The sequence below is a fragment of the Candidatus Binatia bacterium genome (genome assembly GCA_035631035.1).
Taxonomy (GTDB): Bacteria; Eisenbacteria; RBG-16-71-46; order SZUA-252; family SZUA-252; genus DASQJL01.
This window is the reverse complement of the sequence record DASQJL010000017.1, coordinates 1-18,951: the sequence shown is the minus strand read 5'-3', so window position 1 is coordinate 18,951 and position 18,951 is coordinate 1. Positions and strand designations below refer to the sequence as shown.

13 protein-coding genes and 1 pseudogene are annotated in these 18,951 nt (G+C 71.3%); 13 read left to right on the top strand and 1 reads right to left on the bottom strand.

All coding sequences use genetic code 11. From position 1 onward, the window contains the following. From VE326_01870 to VE326_01835, 8 genes are all read left to right on the top strand, one after another. On the top strand, positions 1 to 551 hold a 551-nt coding region (locus tag VE326_01870), incomplete at its 5' end, for a 2,3-bisphosphoglycerate-independent phosphoglycerate mutase (GenBank protein ID HYJ31943.1). Positions 552 to 1,161: 610 nt separating this feature from the next. Next, positions 1,162 to 2,049: a signal peptide peptidase SppA gene (gene sppA / locus VE326_01865; protein ID HYJ31942.1), complete on the top strand. Its 888-nt coding sequence runs from the start codon at positions 1,162 to 1,164 to the stop codon at positions 2,047 to 2,049. A gap of 78 nt (positions 2,050 to 2,127) precedes the next feature. After that, a complete protein-coding gene (locus VE326_01860) occupies positions 2,128 to 2,409 on the top strand; it encodes an HU family DNA-binding protein (GenBank protein HYJ31941.1) in 282 nt (93 codons plus the stop codon). Between the two features lie 262 nt (positions 2,410 to 2,671). After that, entirely contained in the window at positions 2,672 to 4,663 is a 1,992-nt protein-coding gene (locus VE326_01855; protein HYJ31940.1) for a VacB/RNase II family 3'-5' exoribonuclease, read from the top strand. Positions 4,664 to 4,748: 85 nt separating this feature from the next. Beyond that, entirely contained in the window at positions 4,749 to 5,171 is a 423-nt protein-coding gene (locus tag VE326_01850) for a PilZ domain-containing protein (protein ID HYJ31939.1), read from the top strand. Between the two features lie 151 nt (positions 5,172 to 5,322). Then, positions 5,323 to 6,354, top strand: a complete 1,032-nt coding sequence (locus VE326_01845) for a PorV/PorQ family protein (protein HYJ31938.1) — start codon at positions 5,323 to 5,325, stop codon at positions 6,352 to 6,354. Between the two features lie 58 nt (positions 6,355 to 6,412). Next, positions 6,413 to 7,678: a sugar phosphate nucleotidyltransferase gene (locus VE326_01840; GenBank protein ID HYJ31937.1), complete on the top strand. Its 1,266-nt coding sequence runs from the start codon at positions 6,413 to 6,415 to the stop codon at positions 7,676 to 7,678. Further along, positions 7,675 to 8,973 (top strand): glucose-1-phosphate adenylyltransferase family protein, encoded by a 1,299-nt coding sequence (locus VE326_01835; protein ID HYJ31936.1) that lies wholly within the window; start codon positions 7,675 to 7,677, stop codon positions 8,971 to 8,973. The genes VE326_01840 and VE326_01835 overlap by 4 nt, the downstream gene beginning before the upstream one ends. A 45-nt stretch (positions 8,974 to 9,018) precedes the next feature. On the opposite strand, the gene VE326_01830 is transcribed toward VE326_01835, so the two are convergent. Beyond that, positions 9,019 to 10,503 carry a transglycosylase SLT domain-containing protein gene (locus VE326_01830; protein ID HYJ31935.1) on the bottom strand — a complete coding sequence of 495 codons (1,485 nt, stop codon included), beginning with the start codon at positions 10,501 to 10,503 and terminating at the stop codon, positions 9,019 to 9,021. Positions 10,504 to 10,796: 293 nt separating this feature from the next. Here VE326_01830 and VE326_01825 point away from each other — a divergent pair, with 293 nt between their 5' ends. The 5 genes and pseudogenes from VE326_01825 to purH form a co-directional block, all read left to right on the top strand. Then, the gene (locus VE326_01825) at positions 10,797 to 13,064 is read left to right on the top strand and encodes a PEGA domain-containing protein (protein HYJ31934.1); all 2,268 of its coding nucleotides are present in this window, start codon (positions 10,797 to 10,799) and stop codon (positions 13,062 to 13,064) included. Between the two features lie 95 nt (positions 13,065 to 13,159). Further along, positions 13,160 to 15,778 carry a ComEC/Rec2 family competence protein gene (locus tag VE326_01820; protein HYJ31933.1) on the top strand — a complete coding sequence of 873 codons (2,619 nt, stop codon included), beginning with the start codon at positions 13,160 to 13,162 and terminating at the stop codon, positions 15,776 to 15,778. Positions 15,779 to 15,983: 205 nt separating this feature from the next. Next, positions 15,984 to 16,541, top strand: a pseudogene (gene purN, locus VE326_01815) (phosphoribosylglycinamide formyltransferase). Positions 16,542 to 16,580: 39 nt separating this feature from the next. Beyond that, positions 16,581 to 17,483 carry a phosphoribosylaminoimidazolesuccinocarboxamide synthase gene (locus VE326_01810; GenBank protein ID HYJ31932.1) on the top strand — a complete coding sequence of 301 codons (903 nt, stop codon included), beginning with the start codon at positions 16,581 to 16,583 and terminating at the stop codon, positions 17,481 to 17,483. Continuing rightward, a partial coding sequence (gene purH / locus VE326_01805; GenBank protein ID HYJ31931.1) for a bifunctional phosphoribosylaminoimidazolecarboxamide formyltransferase/IMP cyclohydrolase occupies positions 17,480 to 18,951 on the top strand: 1,472 nt, incomplete at its 3' end. The genes VE326_01810 and purH, both read left to right, overlap by 4 nt.

Sequence of the window (18,951 nt, the reverse complement as noted above, 5' to 3'; positions counted from 1 at the left end):
TCCGGATCGCGGAGACGGAGAAGTACGCCCACGTGACCTACTTCCTGAATGGAAGCGAGGAAAAGCCGTTTCCGGGAGAGGACCGCGCCCTGATCCCCTCGCCCAAGGTGGCCACCTACGACCTGAAGCCGGAGATGAGCGCGGTGGAGGTGACCGACACCCTCGTGCGGCGCCTGGCCGACGAGACGTGCGGATTCTTCGTCCTCAACTACGCCAACGCCGACATGGTGGGGCACACCGGCGTCATCCCGGCGGCGATCCGCGCCGTGGAGATGGTGGACACGGGGCTGGGACGGGTGCTGGAGGCGGTTCGCGCGCGCGGGGGATTCGCCCTGGTCACCGCCGACCACGGCAACGCCGAGATGATGATCGACCCCGAGACAGGCGGACCCCACACCGCCCACACCCTGAACCCGGTTCCGGTGCTCATCGCCGGCGATCCGCCCCACGCGCTTCGGGACGGCATCCTCGCCGACGTCGCGCCAACGCTCCTCCAGCTGCTGGGGATCGACCCGCCCTCCGAGATGACAGGGACGAGTCTGATTCTATAAACCGCGGCCCATGTACCGCGGCCCTCAGGCCGCGGAACCCTGGGCCTTTTCACGCCTGTACCGCGGCCCGCGGGCCGCGGAACCCCTGGGTCTTTTCACACCGAGTTCTGCGGGCGCTACCCCATAAGTGGAGCTTACTCCCGCGTCTGACTCGCTCCTCGATGTCCCCCACGGTACCCACCCAGAAACAACCTCAATCCTCGCCCCTAATGCGCAGTAGCGCAGCACGTTAGGCCTGGCTCAATCCAGCCACCCCAAGCCCCCTTCGACACTCCGCTCCCACCCGCGCGGCACACCGATTGCCTTAGTCCATAGCGTCGGACGCAGCGAACGAAAAAGGAAAGCGAACCCTGGAGGAAGCAACCGGACAAACCCGATGTTCCCTGCCGTGCTCGCGAGAATCGCCCGGTCCTGAGCTGATCCCCTCGACGAGACGACGCAGTTTCACCGGCACTGGGTGCACGGCACAGGCGGGGAGCAATAACCAAGGCCGAAAGGCCGAAGGAGGCGCGCGGCGGAACAGGCCGCGCGCCTTCCTGCATTGGAATCGGATCGGCGATTCTGGTAGGGTGACGCGGTTTACCATCCGCCGCTCACCCTGGAGAACGTCGTGGCGCGAAACCGCTGGGTCCTCGGCTGTGCCCTGCTGCTCGCGGGAACCGTCATCATCATCGGGCTCGCGTTCATGGTGGTGAACCTGGCGCTGACCGGGGACAAGCTGGCGCTCTCGCCGCTCTCCGGCCGGGTCGGACTCGTGGAGATCGTCGGCGAGATCGACGACGCCGAGCCGATCGTGGACCAACTGGACCGGATGCAGCGCGACTCCAGCGTGCGCGCCGTGGTCATCCGGCTCGACAGCCCGGGCGGCGGCGTGGCCGCTTCCCAGGAGATCTACGAGGCGGTGAAGCGGGTGCACGACGAGGGGAAGAAGCCGGTCATCGCCTCGATGGGCGGCGTGGCCGCCTCGGGCGCCTACTACGTCGCCTGCGCCGCCGATTCGATCGTGGCGAACGCCGGGACCCTGACGGGCAGCATCGGCGTGATCATGAGCTTCCCGAACACCGAGGATCTGTTCCGGAAGGTCGGGATCCGCTTCGAGACGATCAAGACGGGCAAGTTCAAGGACATCGGCTCCATGTGGCGGCCGATGACCGACGAGGAGCGGAAGCTCCTCGAGGGGGTGCTCTCCAACGTCTACGACCAGTTCGTGGACGCGATCGTCGAGGGTCGGAGCCTCGCGCGCGAGGACGTCCTGCCGTACGCCGACGGGCGCATCTTCAGCGGCGACCAGGCGCAGGAATACGGCTTCGTGGACCGGCTGGGGGACCTGGACGACGCCGTCCAGCTCGCCGGCCAGATGGCCGGGATCAGCGGACAGCCGGTCGTGGTCCGGAAGGAGCGCCGCCGGGTCTCGTTCTGGGACTTCCTCGACAACAAGATGAACCAGGTCACGGGACTCTCCTCCCGCGGACCTCGCCTGGAGTACCGCCTCCGGTAATTGACGCGCCGAAGGGCAGATGCTAGATTGCGACGCGCTGGCCGGCCAGTGGGCCGGCGCCTCGAGGGAGGATTTCCCATGACCAAAGCCGACCTGGTCGACGAGATTTCGGGTCGCACCAAGATTTCCAAGAGCGAGACGGCCACGATCGTCGATCAGCTGCTGAACGCGATCTCGCGGGCCCTCAGCGAAGGGAAGCACATCGAGATTCGCGGTTTTGGCACCTTCAAGGTGCGCGAACGCAAGGCGCGAAAAGCGCGCAACCCACGAAGCGGCGCCGAGGTCATGGTACCGGCGAAGCTGGTGCCCGTCTTCAAGGCGTCCAACGAGCTCAAAGGGATGGTTCGGGGCGGGGACTGACCCCGCGCCGGCCGAAGGAGACCGATGGGAAGCGGAAAGAAGCGGAAACGAAAGAAGATCGCCACGCACAAACGGAAAAAGCGTCTTCGCCGCGATCGGCACAAGAAGCGTCTTCGCTGAGCGCAGGTCGCTCAGGATCGCGGTGCCGCACCCGCGCCGCACTCATCGGTATCCCGGCCCGGCGCGCATCGGTCTCCGATGCCCCGGGCCGGTTTCATGAGCCCCCCTCGGCCGACAGGGTCGTGACCTCTCCGGGTCGTTGATGCGCCGCACGCTCGTCGGGCGCCTTGCGCGCACGCGTTTCGGCTACGGGTTCGTGCGCGTCGACGACGAGGCCGAAGACCTTTTCATCCCCCCCTTCGCCATGGGCGGGGCGCTCCACGGGGACCGGGTCCGCGCCGGCTACCTCGAGTCGCGGGAGCAGGGGGACGCGCACGAGGTGCTCGAGGTTCTCGAGCGCACTCCCTATGGGATCGTCGGGCGGCTGGAGCCGCGCGGCCGCGAGACGGCGCTCTACCCCGAGCGGCCGGAATACCCGCACGAGATCCTCCTCACCCTCCACGGCCGGAAGAGCGTTCCGCGCGGCGCGCGGGTCCTGGTCCGCCTGGACCCCTCGCCCCCCGATCCGATCACTGGCCGCGTCGCCTCAGTCTTCGAGGAGGACGATCCACGCGAGGACAGCCTGCTCGTGGCGCTGGAAGAGGGGCTCCGCGTGGAGTTCGACGCCGACGTGCTCGAGGAGGCCTCGGCGCACGACGAGCACTCCGTGGCGCGCGCGGCGCGCGGACGCGAGGATTTCCGGGACGACCTGGTCGTCACGATCGATCCGGAGGACGCCAAGGACCACGACGACGCCCTTTCCTTGCGCGGCGATCCGGAGCGCGGTCCCTGCGACGTCGGCATCCACATCGCGGACGTGACCCACTACGTGCGCCCCGGGTCCGCCCTCGACCGCGAGGCGCAGGCCCGCGGCTTCAGCGTCTATCTGGCCGACCGCACGCTGCCCATGCTCCCCGATGCGCTCTCGGGGGGCCTCTGCAGCCTGGGGGACGGCGTCGACCGCCTCACCGTGAGCGTCGTCGCGACGCTGGCACCCGACGGCGCGCTCCAGGGCGCCCGCATCGTCGAGGGGGTCATCCGGAGCGCGGCCTCGCTCTCGTACGAAGAGGCGGGGCGGCTCCTGCGCGAGCCCGGACACGGGATCCCCGAGGCGCTTCGCGGCCTCGACCGCCTGGCGCGCGCGCTTCGGAAACGGCGCCTGGAGGAGGGAGGGCTGGAGTTCGATCTGCCTGAAATCCGCCCGGTGCTCGACGCCTCGGGAGAACCGGTCGCGTTCCGCGAGCGGAAGCAGCTGCCGACGCACTCGCTCATCGAGGAGTTCATGCTGCTCGCCAACCAGGTGGTGGGAAGGCGCGCCGCGGCGCGCGAGCTGCCGTTCCTTTACCGGGTCCACGAGCGACCCCGCTATGATAAGCTGCGCTCGTTCGTCGAGGCCGCGCGCTATCTGGGGCGTTCCGGCCCGATGCCCATCGTCACCGAGGCCAAGCAGCTGCGTCACTGGGCGAGCGGCGGACAGACGCCGCGGGACCGCCTGGTGAATCTGTATCTGCTGCGCGCGCTCGAGAAGGCGCGCTACGACCTCGTGGACGTCGGCCATTTCGGGCTCGGCATGCGCGGCTACGCGCATTTCACGTCGCCGATCCGGCGCTATCCCGATCTCGCGAATCATCGGATCGTGAAGCGCTATCTCGCCGACGCGGCGCAGGGCAAGACGGCGCCCGATCCGTGGACGTTCGCGGCCGGGTGGCTCAACGCCAGGACGGCGGCGCACTCGTCGGAAGCGGAGATCGCCGCCGACGAGGCGGAGCGCGCCGTGAGCCGCCGGAAAGCGGTCCGCTTCGCGCGGGCGCGGATCGGCGAGGAGGTCGGAGGGTACGTCTCCGGGCTCACGCCGGCGGGGGTGTTCGTCACCCTCACGGAGTGGAACATCGACGGATTCCTGCCGAAGCGCGCGATGGGCGATCCCAGCCTCGCGCTCGCCGAGCACGGATTCTCGTTCCGCTCGCGGCGATCGCGCCGGCGGTTCGGGCTGGGGGACGCGCTGCGCGTCGTCGTGGCCCGCGCCGACCTCGCGCGGCGTGAAGTGGAGCTCGCGCTCGCGCCCCTGACGGGGGCGAAAGCGCGCCGGACGAAGCACGAACGAGCGTCCGGGCGGAAGGAAGCGGCGGGGCGGCGCCGGAAGCGGCGCCGGTGAGGTGCGGCGCCTTCGGGCGCCCGCGGGAGGGGCGCCTCGAGGGGGCGCCGGGGGAAGTGGGAGAAGCGTCACGCGAGGAGTGCCGATGACCAAGCCGACCCGTGAGCGACGGAAGTCGCCGCGCATCGCCGCGAAGCTCGCCATGCAGGTCTCGGGACTGGACGAGAGCTCGGTCCTGACCACGGAGAGCATCAACCTTTCCGCGAGCGGCATTCAGTTCCAGAGCCGCGCGTTCCTGTCGCCCCTCACCAAGGTCTCGCTGACCATCCTGCTCCCGCCGTTCGGGCGCCGGCTGCGCCGGGAGCGGATCGTGAAGTGCGACGGGATCGTCGTCCGCTGCGAGGAGGCGGAGCAGGCCAAGCGGCGGCCCCGCTACGAGCTCGCCTGCTGCTTCCTCGAGGTCCCCGAGGAGGAGCGGGAGCTCCTGGAGCAGTACGTGGCCTGGAGGGCGATCCGCCGGGTCACGCTGGCCGAGGACGCCCCGCGGCGCCGGACGGCGGCCTCCTGACGATCCGCGGCCGCCGGAAGCACGGCGTCCGGCAGGGGAACCCCGGCCACGGCTGGGGGGTAGCACCCGGTGTCCCTCCCGCTCCGGCGGCAACCGGAGGGGCCTGGCAAGGGGCTCCCGGGAGTTTCCAGCGCACCCGACACGAGGACCGATGATTCGAAGCGCAATTCGTCGTCCGGCGCTCGCGGCCGCCCTCCTCCTGCTCGCGTCCGGCCTCGGCGCGCCCGCCCCCGCGCGGGCCACGCGCTACGCCGGGGAGTTCCTGCGCATCGGCGTCGGCGCGCGCGCCCTCGGGATGGGGAGCGCGTTCATGGGGCTCTCCGACGACGGCACCGCCGCCTACTGGAACCCCGCCGGACTCGCCACGCTCGAGCACCGCGAGATCACGGCGATGCATGCCGAGCAGTTCGGCTCGATCGTGCAGTACGACTTCCTCTCCTACGTGATGCCGATCGGCGATCCCGGGCGCCCCCGGCAGGCGCTCGGCTTCTCGCTCGTCCGGCTGGGCGTGGACCAGATCCCCGACACCCGCGGACTCGAGATCATCGACCAGAACGGCAACGGCAAGTTCGACTATCCCGAGGACCGCCTCGTGGTGGACGAGAGCCGCTTCATCTTCGACAGCGACAACGACGTTGCGTTCCTGCTCTCGTACGCGCGGGAGCTGAAGCGCGGATTCTCCGTGGGAGGCAACTTCAAGGTCATCCGGCAGTGGCTGGGGGACAGCCTCCGCTCGACCGGGTTCGGCCTCGACGGCGGAGCCCTCTGGGTGGGCCCCGGCGGATGGTCCGCGGGCGCGCGCCTCTCCGACGCGACGACGACGCGCATCCTCTGGAACACCGGCACCAACGAGTTCATCGCCCCCGCGCTCCGGATCGGCGCGGCCAAGACGAAATCGTTCGCGTCGCGGCGCCACGTCGTGACCGCCGCGCTCGACGTGCAGATCGGCTTCTCCGACGAACAGCTCTCCAGCCAGGCCCATCTCGGCGGCGTGACGTTCGAATTCCATCCTGGCGTGGAGTACTGGATCGAGCGGCGCGTGGCCCTGCGCGCCGGGTTCGAGGCGCGGAATTTCTCGGCAGGCGCGGGGCTCCGGATCCGGCGCTTCGGCCTGGACTACGCCTACCTGGATCACGCCGACCTCGACGCGAGCCACCGGATCTCGGGCTCCTACTCCTTCTGACCGCCGCGCCGGGCCATGACGCCCGGGCTCGCTCTGGAACCCCGGAGGTCGCGACGTGGTGAACCCGCCGATCCTCGTCCTGGTCCTCGCCGGCGCGCGCAGCGACCGCCTGCACGCGCTGGGCCGCCTCCGGACCGCCTCCGCGCTCCCGTACGGCGGGAAGTACCGCGTGATCGACTTCGCCCTCTCCAACTGCGTCCACTCCGGCCTCTACCGGATCGGCGTGCTCACGCAGTACGCGCCGCTCTCCCTCCACGGACACATCGGAATCGGCCGCGCGTGGGATCTCGACCGGCGCGACGGCGGCGTGCGCCTCCTGCCCGCCTACGCGCGGCAGCGGGGAACCAACTGGTACCGCGGCACCGCCGATGCGCTGGTGCAGAACCGCAACGTGATCGAAGACGCGCAGGCCCGCCACATCCTCGTCCTCTCCGGCGATCTCGTCGCGAAGATCAATTTCGGGCCCATCCTCGACCGCCACGAGCAGCGCGGCGCGGCGCTCACGATCGTGACCGTCCCCGCGCCGAGCGGACCGGGGGAATGGCGACGGCCGGTGCTGTCGGAGCCGGGAGGGCGCGTGACGTCCATTCCCGACCGCGCCGCCGACACCGGCGCGCCCGTCTCCTCCTCGGTGCTCCTCTTCCGCGCGCGCGAGCTGCGCGCGCGCCTCGAACGCGCCGACGTCGGCCCCGACCTGATGCGGGACGTCGTCGAGCCGATGCTCGCCGAGGGGCAGCCGGTCTACGCGCATCCCTTCGACGGCTACTGGCGGCAGATCGCCTCGGTCGACGCTTATTACGAGGCGAGCATGGAGCTGCTCGCGCCCTATCCGGCCCTGAACCTCCACGACCCCGACTGGCTCATCTTCACGCCGAGCGAGGACCGCGCGCCCGCCATCGTGACGGGGGGCGGCGATCCCGCGGGGAGCCTCATGGCGCACGGCTGCCGCGTCGAGGGGACGGTGCGCCGCTCGATCCTCTTTCCGGGCGTGCACGTGGCCCCGGGCGCCGTCGTGGAGGACTCGATCGTGATGCACGACACGCGCGTGCTCGAGGGGGCGCGCGTGGCGCGCGCCATCGTGGACAAGGAGGTGCGGATCGGCGAGGGAGCCTCGGTGGGCGGCGGCGAGGGGCCGCCGAACCGCGACTACCCCGAGGATCTCGCGTCGGGGCTCGCCGTGATCGGCAAGGGGGCGGAGGTTCCGGCCGGCGGACGCGTCGGCGCGAACACGCTCGTGGACATCGGAGCGCGGGAGACCGATTTCCCGGCGCTCGAGCTGGGCGCGGGCTCGGTGGTTCGCGCGCGCGGCGGGAGGCGCTCGTGACCGCCGCCGTCACCTACGCCATGATCCTCGCGGGAGGGCTGGGGAGCCGCCTCTGTCTCCTCTCGGAGAAGCGCGCGAAGCCCGCGGTGCCGTTCGGCGGCAAGTATCGGATCATCGACTTCACCCTCTCCAACGCGGTGAACTCCGGGATCTTCGACATCGGAATCCTGACGCAGTACCGGCCGCTCTCCCTGCGCGACCACATCGCGATGGGCCGGCCGTGGGACCTGGACCGCAAGCGCGGCGGCGTCGAGCTCCTGCAGCCCTTCCAGGGATGGCGCGAGAACGACTGGTACCGGGGCACCGCCGACGCGGTCTGGCAGAACTGGCTGCAGGTCGAGGAGCGCGGAGCGGAGCATCTCCTGGTCCTCTCCGGCGACCACGTCTATCGCATGGACTACCGGCCCCTCGTCGAGGCGCATCTCGCCCGCGGCGCCGAGGCGACCGTCGCCACGTTCGAGGTGCCGCGCGAGCAGGCCTCCGCCTTCGGCGTCGTGCGGGTCGACGGCGCGGGATGGATCACCGGATTCCTCGAAAAGCCGAAAGATCCTCCCTCGGGGAGGATCTCGATGGGCGTCTACGTCTTCCACTGCGGCGTGCTGCGCGAGGCGCTGGAGAAGGACGCCCGAAGGACCAGCGCCCACGACTTCGGCAAGGACATCCTCCCCGCCCTGGTCGAGCGCGGCCGGGTCCTCGCCTATCCCGTGCCGGGCTACTGGCAGGACATCGGCACGCTCGATTCCTACTACCAGGCCAACCTCGACCTGCTCTCGCCCGAGCCCGCCTTCCCGCTCGAGGACCCGCGCTGGCCGATCTTCACGCCGAGCACCGAGAACCCTCCGGCGCGGCTCGGACCGCGCGCGCAGGTGCGCGCCTCCATCGTGACGCACGGGACGATCGTGCACGGCACGGTCGAGCGCTCGATCCTCTTTCCCGGCGTCGTCGTGGAGGAGGGGGCGGTCGTACGCGACTCGATCGTGATGGGGGACTCCTGGATCGGACCGCGCGCCGTGCTCGACCGCGCCATCCTCGACAAGCGCGTCCACGTGGGGAGGGGCGCCGTGGTCGGGCGCGGCGACCTCGCGACGCCCAACCGCGTCTGTCCCGAGCATCTCTCGTCGGGCATCACGATCGTGGGGAAGCACGCGCGTATCCCCGAGGGGATCGCCATCGGGCGGAACGCCCGGATCGCTCCGGATCTGACCGAGGAGGATTTTCCGGGCGGCGACGTCCCCAGCGGAGAGGCGCTGGAGCGGCCGGGCGGCATTCCCGCGCACGCGGCCACGAGCGCCTAGCTCAGGCGGGGATCCCTCTCGACGGCGAACGGGAAGCGGGGAAGGTCAGCGGACGCGGATGCGCTGCCCGGCGTGGATCCGCGCGTGGCGCGACATGCCGTTCAGGCTCGCGAGTCGGGTGGTGCTGGTGCCGTAGCGCGAGGCGATGTGCGAGAGCGTCTCGCCGCGACGGACCACGTGGAGGTTCCCCGCGCGGCGGTAGCGGTACCGCTTGGAATGCTTGAGCTCGAGCCGGTGCGCGCGCGCCGCGGAGCGGATCTCGGCCCGTGTGAGCGCCCGCGGGTGGTACTTCGTGTCCACGATCTGCTGGACCTGGTCCCCGCTTCCATGCGGCACGCGAACCATCGTCCCCTCCTTGTCGGCGGGGGAGCGGTGGCGGACGAACGCCGGGTTCAGCCGCTCCAGCTCCTCGAGCGGCACTTCGGTGACCTTGGAGAGGAGCTGCAGGTCGATCGGGCCGCGCACGGTGATCGCGTCCACGCTCCAGGGGGAATTCTCGGGCACCGTGAAGCCGTAGCGCTCGGGATCGGAAGCGATCTCCATGGCCGCCATGAACTGCGGCACGTATTCGCGCGTCTCCCGCGGCAGGTTGAGCGACCAGAAGTCGTTCGTCTTCTGCCGCTTGATCGCGCGGAGCACCGTTCCCTCGCCGCTGTTGTACGCGGCCAGCGCGAGCGGCCAGGATCCGTCGAACATCTCGTAGAGGCGCCGCAGGTACTTCGCGGCCGCGCGCGTCGCCAGCTCGGGGTCGCGCCGCTCGTCGACGTAGGGCGTGATCTCCAGTCCGAAGAGCTTCGCGGTGCCTCGAATGAACTGCCAGGGACCCACGGCGCGGGCCACCGAGCGCGCGTGCATGTTGAATCCGCTCTCGACGAAGACGAGGTTCGCGAGCTCCTCGGGGACGCCCTCGGCGCGCAGGTTCTGCGTGAGGAGATCCATGTAGTTGCCGGAGCGCGAGAGCCACTTCTGGAAGACGTCGCGGCCGCGCCCGGTGTAGTAGGTCATCCACTTCTCGACCCGCTCGTTCGTCTCCGGGACGACCGGCTTCAGCTTGTGGGGATCGTTCGCGACGGCCGGCGCGGCAGCGTCGGGCGCGGGCTTGGCGTCCTTCGCGTCCTTGGCCTCCTCCTGCTTCACCGCTTCCTTCGCCTTGTCGACCTGCTCCTGGGCGCGTTTGCGCGTTCCCTCGAGCTGGTCGCGGAGCGCCTCGGCGCCCTGCGGGGCGGGCACGATCGCGTTCAGGTCGCGGAGGGAGGATTCGACGAGGGCGAGGGCTTCGGCCGGGAGACTGGAGTTCAGGGCGTCCTGGGCGGCGGCGGCCCGGTCCCGAACGACGTCGAGAGGGTCGGAAGCGGCCAGCTTGGCATCGTCGACGCGCGGTCCGTCCGAGGCGTCGGCGCGGGCGGTGGCCCAGCTCGGCGCGTCAGGGCTCGCAAGCCCGGCGCGCGCGGGCGCAGCGGGGCACGCCGCGAAGATAGCCGCGAAGGCGATTACCGCGAGGAACGACCGACTCGATCGAAATCGAATCAACGGGGCCTCCCGTAGGGTTCGACCGGACTCGAGGCCACGTTGGTCGAGCGGTCCGATCGTTGGTCAACAAACATCCGAGGGTTCGATTTTGTGCCGGCAGGAACCTCGACACACTAGCCGCTCCCCGTGCAGAACGCAAGTCGCGTCTGCCCGATCGTGCCGATTTCCAGCCCGAATCCTCTTCGTTTTGGCGGTGGTCCTTGCCTGATCCCGAATACTGCAACTGACGTGCCAGCAATGAGACAAGCCCATCATTGACTTTGTTCGGATGCCGCCCCTATTGTGCGGATTCGATGAACGCGGAACTCGGCACCCAGCTTCGAGTCGCGGGACTGGTGCGGAGCCCTGACCACGAGGGGGCCCTGGCCCATCTCGACCTGGATCGGGGTTTCGCCCTGGTGGCCCGGGGGGCCGCCTCGCTGACTGATGTCGTTGACCCAACCATCTGGGTCAAAGAGAAGCTGTCCGTGGCCCTGGTGGCTGGATCCGACCCCTCGGAGACCCCCCTGGGACGCATCATCGCCGCCCTCCGCTCGATCCACGCCGATCTGATCCGCCGCCCGGCCCGAGACCGCCCCTGGGTGTCGGTCCTGGCCGCGGTCTTCCACGCCGGGGACGGCTTCGTGGTCTCCGCGGGGGATTGCGCCTGCTTTCGCTTCCGGGACGGCCTCCTCTCGCGCCTGGAGCGGCCGGGGGACGCCTCCGGGCTGGTCCCGCCCCGGGGGGCCCTGGGGTCGGAGCAGCAGGTCCGCCTGGACGTGGTGCCGCTGCGTCCGCGACCGGGGGACCTCTATGTGGCCTCCACACGACAGCTTCGCGAAGGGGAGCTGGCCGCGCTGGCTCGCGACCTGGCCTCCGCCCGCGACGGGGCCGAGCTCCTGCGTGCGGGCATCGAGGGCTCGAGCGATCGCGGACGCTTCACCGTTCGCGTGCTCGAAGGGGAGGAGGACGCGGTGTCGCTTCCGGCGCGCGCGGAATCCCTCGGAGCCGCCTCCGCAACCGCCACGGCAGCCGGGGCCGCCGGGGAGGCTCCGCCGCTCGAGATCACGCCGCTGATCCCTGAATCGGCCCTCATCGACGCGGGCGCTCCGGCGGAGTTTCCGGAGGAGACCATTCCGCCGTCGCCGCAGGGCGCCGCTCCGGAGGGCGCGGGCGCCGCCGCGGCGGAGCCGCCCGTCCCGTCCGACATCGAGGACGAGATGGAGGAGCGTCTCGGCGCGCCGAAATTCCTGCTCGATCCCGACGCGATCGCCGACGAGCTCGCTCCGCCGGGCGTTCCCGGCGCTCTTCGCTCCGCCCCGCGCGCGGAGGGGCAGCCTGCCGAAGCCGTCGCCGGCGAGGACGGTTCCGAAGCGACGGAGCTGCCGGCGGGGGCCGAGGCGGACGCTGTCGCGGCGGCGAACGAGGCTCCTCCGCCGCCGCGCCGGCTCGCGCAGATCGAGGACGCGCCTCCTTGGTACGAGCCGATCGCGCTCTGGGTCGGCGGGGCGCTCGCCATCATCGCCCTCGCACTGCTCCTCCGCGCGATCATCCCCAACATCGTCGGCGGGCGCGACAAGGCCGTGCTGATTCCGCCTTCCGTCGCCGCCAAGGGCGTCGTCGACTTCTTCTCGGATCCGCCGGGCGCGGCGGTGCGCGTGGACGGCGAGTGGCTCGACGGGAGGACGCCGCTCGCCGGCGTGGAGCTGGAGACCGGCACCCATCGCGTCGAGCTCGACTGGGGTCCGGCCGGCACGTGGCGCGACACGGTCCGCGTGACCGGGGGCGAGCGGCTCGCCGTTCATCCCGCGATCTACGGAACCATGGCGCTCCGCGCCTCCGATCCGGCGCGCACGCTGGACGTCTATCTCGACGGGTCGTTCGCGGGAACGACGCCGCTCCGCCTGGACCACGTGGTGGTCGGTCGCCATCTCGTGCGCTTCGGCGGGCCCGGCACGAACGGCACGACGCAGCAGATCGACGTCCTGCGTGATGCGCCCGTGGAAGTGATCGGTAGCGCGGGACCGTTGCCCACGACGGGGACGCTCACCATCCGCTCGGCGCTCCTCACCGACGCGGGGTTCGAGCCGGGGAAGAGCGATCCCGTATGGGTCGACGGCGTCGTCCGCGGGGTCACGCCCCTCTCCGTCTCGCTCAAGCCGGGCGACCACAGCGTGCGCGTGGTCCGGCGCAACTTTCCCGCCCAGGTCACCGTGATCGACGTGAAGGCGGGAGGCGACCACTACGTCACGGCGGAGTTCGGCGCCCGCTCCGAGCAGCCGCTCCAGCTCGCGCCGCCGGAGAACGTCTCGCTCTCGAGCCCGCTCCCGGTCACCGTGACGATCCCCGAGGACGCCTGGGATCCCTCGGTCGCGGTGTGGCTCTACGCGGCTTCGCCCGAGGGAGCGTTCCAGGCGAAGCGCATGACCAAGCTCGACGGCGGCGATCGCGTGTTCGCGGCGGTCGTGCCGGCCGAAGTGGCGCAGAACAGCGAGCGCCGCGTCCGCATCTACTGCAAGGCGTCCGGCAGCGACGGACGCGAGCTCTTCACGGAGATCGTCACCCTCCCCGTTCGGCCCTAGCGGCACCGCGGCGCGCCGTTCGCGCCGGCCCCGACGTCGCGCGACCTCCTCCGCGCATCGCTCCACCGCCCCGCGACGGAGGGCCTGTGCGCCCGATGGCTTCGTTCCGTCTTCCCGCATCCGCGCTCGCCTGGATGCTGCTCGCCGCCGGACACGCGGCCGGCTGGGCCGCGCCCGTGCCCGCCGCGCTCAGCGCGCGGGCGCTCGCGGCCTCGCTCGGGCTCGGGGCGGTCTCCTTGCTCGCGGGCGCCCTGGGCTCGCGCCGCGCCGGGGCGCGTCGGGCGCCCTTCCTCCGCGCCGAGGCGATCCTGGGCGCCGCCGCGCTCCTCGCGGCGGGCGCGGCGCTCGCCGCGGAGGTGGACGCCGCCTCGCCGCCCCTTCCGGTCCATCCGCGCCCGATGCGCGTGCGGGTCGTGGGACGCGTGCTCGACACGACGACGCTCGAGGCCAAGCCGGCGTCGGTTCTCTTCGAGGCGCGCCGCGTCGCCGTGGGCGGCCGCGAGGCGGCCTGCGATGCCCGTGTCGCGCTCCGCTTCGGCGACGAAGCGGGCGTCCCGCGCTGGGCCTTTCCCGGACTCTGGCTCGATGTCTCGGGAGAATTCCGCCCGCCCGAGGACGCGCGCAATCCGGGCGTGGAGGCGCCGGGGCGCTGGCTGGAGCGCTCGGGCGTGGCCGGGACGATCGACGCCGATCCCCTCGGCGTCTCCGCCGCGGCCGACCCCGCCGATCCCGGCGCGGGGGAGACGTGGGTCTGGCGCGACCGGATCGCGCGCGCGTTCGACCGGGCGCTGACCGAGCCGGTCGCGGGGCTCGCGCGCGGGATGATCCTGGGCGACCGCTCCCTGATCGCGCCCGCGACGCGAAACGACTTCCGCGACGGCGGCACGATCCACATCCTCTCGATCTCGGGCCTCCACGTCTGCATCCTGGGCGGCTTCGTGGCGCTGGCCGCTGCGGGCCTGCGGCTCGCGCCGGCGCCTGCGCTCGCGCTGGAGCTCCTCGCGGTCTGGGGCTACACGTTCCTGGTCGGTGCTCCCGCGTCGGCGGCGCGCGCGGCGCTTCTCTGGACCGCGGTCCGCGGCGGGCGCGCGGCGGGGCGCGAGGTGCGCCCGATCGCCGCATGGGGATCGGCCGGGCTCCTCCTCCATCTCTTCGATCCCCGCAGCGTGCACGACCCCGGCTTCCAGCTCTCCTTCGCCGCGGTGCTGGGGCTGCTCGCGGCGGGGGGCCTGGGCGGCGAGAGCGACGCGCCGGACGCGGCGCCGGTCCGGGTCGTGAAGCGGTGGATCCGGGGCGCGGCCGCGATCGCGCTCCAGAGCGCGGGCGCGACGGCCGGCACGGCCGGACTCTCGGCGCGCCTCTTCGGCGCGCTTCCCGTGGCGGGGTTCGTCCTGAATCTGGCCGTGGTGCCGCTCTGCGGCGTTTTCATGGGCGAGGCGTTCTTCTACCTCGCCGCCGACGCGACGCGGATCCCCATGCTGCGGGACGCCGCGGCGGGGGCGCTGGACGCCTCGGGACTCCTCCTGCTTGCCGTGAACGCGTGGGGCGCGCGCGCGATCCATCCGTGGCCGCTCCGGCGCGCGCCCACGGTGGCGGCGCTGGCCGCGTCCGCGGCCCTCCTCGTTCTCGGCGCCGCGCTGCGCGAGGGCTCGCGGCACGAATCGCCGCGCTCCGCGCGCGCTCTCCGGCGGGTCGCCCTGGCCGCGGCGCTCGCGGCGGGAATCCTTCCGGTCGCCGCTTCGTTCCTGCCGCCAGGCGCGCCGCGGCCGTCCGGGGCGGTCGTGGTCGCGATCGACGTGGGACAGGGGGACGCGCTCTTCGCGCGCGGCTCGGAGGGAACGACGCTCCTCGTGGACGCGGGCCCCGCGACGGAGTCGCGCGACATGGGAAAGGCCGCCGTCGAGCCGCTGCTGCGCGCCGAGGGCGTCGCGCACCTCGACCGCGCGCTCCTGTCGCACGCCCACGGCGACCACTTCGGCGGATTGGAATGGCTCGCGCGCCGCGGATGGATCCCCTCGCTCCTCGAGAACGGCAGCGATCCTCGTGCGGCCTGGCGCCACGCGATCGACGCCGACCTCCGCGCCCGCGGTGGCCGGCGCGTTGTGGTGGCGCGGGACACGGTGATCGTTGAGGAAGGCATCGGGGCGCCGAGGGAGCCGAGCCGCGACGGCACCACGCTGGCCGTCTGGGCGCCTCCCGCCGACTCCCTCGTCCGCGCGCGCGGGAACGCGATCGAGAACAATCGGTCGCTCGTGGCGACGCTCACGCTGGACGGCGCTCGGACGTTTCTACCGGGCGACGCGGAGGACGAGGCGGAGGCGGCCGATCTCTCGCGCATCCGACCGGTCGAGATCCTCAAGGCACCCCACCACGGCAGCCGGACGTCCAGCACGGCGGCGTGGGTCCGTGCGCTCGCTCCGCGCATCGTGCTCGTCTCGTGCGGCGAGAAGAACCGCTTCGGCCACCCCTCGCGCGCGACGATGGGGCGCTACCGCCTGGCGGGGGCCCGGGTCTTCCGTACCGACCAGGAGGGCGCAATCCGGGTCACGATCGCGCGCGGCGGCGCCTGGGTCTCGACCCGTGCCCATCCCGAGCCGGAATGGGTGTCGTGGCAGCGTCCCAACGCCGACGTGGAGGCATCGCGCGTGCGCCCTGATTCGCTTGTCCTGGAACCGAGACAAGTGTCACAACTCTCGCACTCTCCAGCGCGGTGAAATGAACGACAGTTGTCGTGATCTTCACACGCGCCAGCCAGGGTGAGACTCATGACAAGTGTCGTTGCCTTCATGCAGGCTAAGTTACATATATATTAAATGCCCTGAACCATGTCTTTGTGCCATCGTTACTCGCAAAACAGGGCTCCGGAGAGTGGAGGCCTCCCCGTTTGCGCCCCCCCGTCGCGTATGATAGAAGTCCCCGATGAAGCCGATCCGGCTCCTGATCCTGGCCTCGGGCCGGGGGAGCCACGCCGTGAATCTCATCCGGGCGACCCGGGATGGCCGGATCGAGGGGGCGGTGGTCCGCGTCGTGTCGGATCGGCGCGATGCGGCGGCGATCCGCGAAGCGGCGGCGCTCGGGGTTCCGACTTCGGTCCTTTCCCCGGAAGGGCCGGGCGCGCGTCTCGCACCCGAAGCGGAAGCGGCGCTGCTCGGCATCGTGGAGAAGGACCGGCCCGACCTCGTCGCGCTCTGCGGTTTCATGCGCCTGCTCCGGGCTTCCTTTCTCGAGAGGGCCGGCGTGCCGGTGGTGAACGTGCATCCGTCGTTGCTGCCCGCCTTCCGCGGCCTCGAGCCGCAGCGCCGCGCGATCGAGGCCGGCGCGACGGTCACCGGCGCCACGGTGCACTACGTCGACGCCGGCATGGACACCGGAGCGATCGTGGCGCAGGCCGAGCTTCCGATCCTGCCGGGGGAGAGCCCGGAGGAGCTGGCGGCGCGGCTCTTGCCGGTGGAGCACGATCTGTATGTCGCGGCGATTCGAAGCATCCAACGAACCAGCGAATTCAGGAGAGACCGCATGAAAGCCACCGAACGCGCGCAGCGGGACGTCGTCGTCCCCGGGCGCGCTCCCGATTACCGCGGCAAGGTCCGCGACATCTACGACCTCGGCGACCGGCTCCTGCTCGTCACGACCGACCGCCTCTCGGCCTATGACGTGATCCTGAACGAGGGGATCCCCGGCAAGGGGCGCGTGCTGACCCAGATCTCCCGATTCTGGTTCGAGACGCTCCGCTCGATCGTTCCGAACCATTACATCACCACCGAGGTGGACCGCTTCCCGAAGCCCTTTTCCGACCATCCGGAGCTTCTCGAAGGGCGCTCGATGCTGGGGCTCAAGGCGAAGCGCTGGGACGTGGAGTGCGTCGTGCGCGGCTACCTCGCGGGGTCGGGATGGAAGGAATACCAGCAGTCGGGCGAGGTCTGCGGCGTGAAGCTGCCGCCAGGGCTCCGCCTCTCCTCGAAGCTGCCGGAGCCGATCTTCACGCCGGCCACCAAGGAGGAGTCGGGTCACGACGAGAACATCACGTTTGACCGCATGGCCTCGATCGTGGGCGGAGAGACGGCCGAGCGCCTGCGCGACGTCTCGATCGCCATCTACAAGGCGGCCGCGGCGCACGCCGCCGACCGCGGACTCATCCTGGCCGACACCAAGTTCGAGTTCGGCGAGCGGGACGGCGAGCCGCTCTGGATCGACGAGGCGCTCTCGCCCGACTCCTCGCGCTACTGGTCGATCGCGACCTACGAAGAGGGCGTGGCGCAGGACTCCTTCGACAAGCAGGTGGTCCGCGACTACCTCGACTCGGTGAAGTGGAACCGCACGCCACCGCCCCCCGCGCTGCCGGAGGAGGTCGTCGAGAAAGCGGCCCGCCGGTATGAGGAGGCGCTCGCGCTGATCACCGGAGGGCGGTCGGCGCGGTGAGCGCGATCCGGATCTCCCGCGCGCTGATCTCCGTCTCCGACAAGGCCGGATTGCTGGAGCTGGCGCACGGGCTGGGGCGGCATGGGGTGAAGCTCCTCTCGACGGGCGGGACCGCGACCGCGCTGCGCGACGCCGGCTTCGGCGTGCGCGACGTATCCGAGGTGACCGGTTTTCCGGAGCTCTTCGGCGGGCGCGTGAAAACGCTCCACCCGGCGGTCCATGGCGGAATCCTCTACCGGCGCGGACACGCGACCGACGAGGAGGAGCGCCATCGGCATGGCATCGTCTCGATCGATCTCGTCGTCGTGAATCTCTATCCCTTCGAGTCCACCGTCGCGAAGCCCGGCGTGCGGGACGAGGAAGCCGTCGAGCAGATCGACATCGGCGGACCGGCCTTGATCCGCGCCGCGGCCAAGAACCATCGCCACGTCGTCGTGGTGGTCGAGCCCGCGCAGTACGGCGCCGTGATCGACGCGCTGGACCAGAACGGGGGCGCGGTGCCCGACGCGCTCGCCCGCGAATTCGCCGGGCGCGCCTACGCGCGCACCGCGCAATACGACGCGTCGATCGCGCTCTACCTGGCGTCGCGCGCGGGCGTGCCCGCGGCCGCGGGAGCGGCGGAGGCGCGCTCGGCGAGCGGCGTGCCCGGCTTCGCTGTCCCGGCCAACGGTTCGGGCGCCGCCGCGAGCGGCGATACGGGCGCCGGGGTGCTGCCCGATCGCTGGGCCGGCGCCTATCGAAAGCGCCAGACCCTGCGCTACGGCGAGAACCCGGGGCAGGAGGGCGCTCTCTACGCCGCGGAGGAAGGGGGCGGATCGGTCGAGACGCTGACGCAGGTCCGCGGCAAGACGCTCTCGTACAACAATCTTCTCGACGTCGAGGCGGCGGTGTCGCTGCTCCGCGAGTTCGGCGATCGCGGCGGCGCGGTGGTCATGAAGCACCGCAACCCCTCGGGCGCGGCGCTGGCCGAGAATCCGGCCGAAGCCATCGCGGCCGCGCGCGACGGCGACTCGCTCTCCGCCTTCGGGGGGATCCTCGGGCTGAACCGTCCGCTCGACGACGCGGCCCTCGACACGATCGGAAAGTTCTTCTTCGAGGTGATCCTGACCCCCTCGATCCGCGCCGAGGCGGCGCGCCTGGAGGGACTGCGCAAGAACCTGGTCGTGCTGGAAGTGGGGGACCTGCTCCGTCAGCCCGCGCCGGGTGTGGCGATCCGCGGCCTCTTCGACGGCCTCCTCGCCGAGAGCGCGCTCCCGGCGCCGCGTTTCGAGCAGTGGAAGGCGGCGTCCAAGCGCGCGCCGACCGAGGCCGAGACGCGGGATCTCCGCTTCGCCTGGCTCGTCGCGCGCCGCGTCGTCTCGAACGCGATCGTGATCGCGAAAGGGGAGCGCACGCTGGGGATCGGGGCGGGGCAGTCCTCGCGCGTGGACGCCGTGCGGCTCGCGCTCTGGAAGGCGGAGCGCTCGGG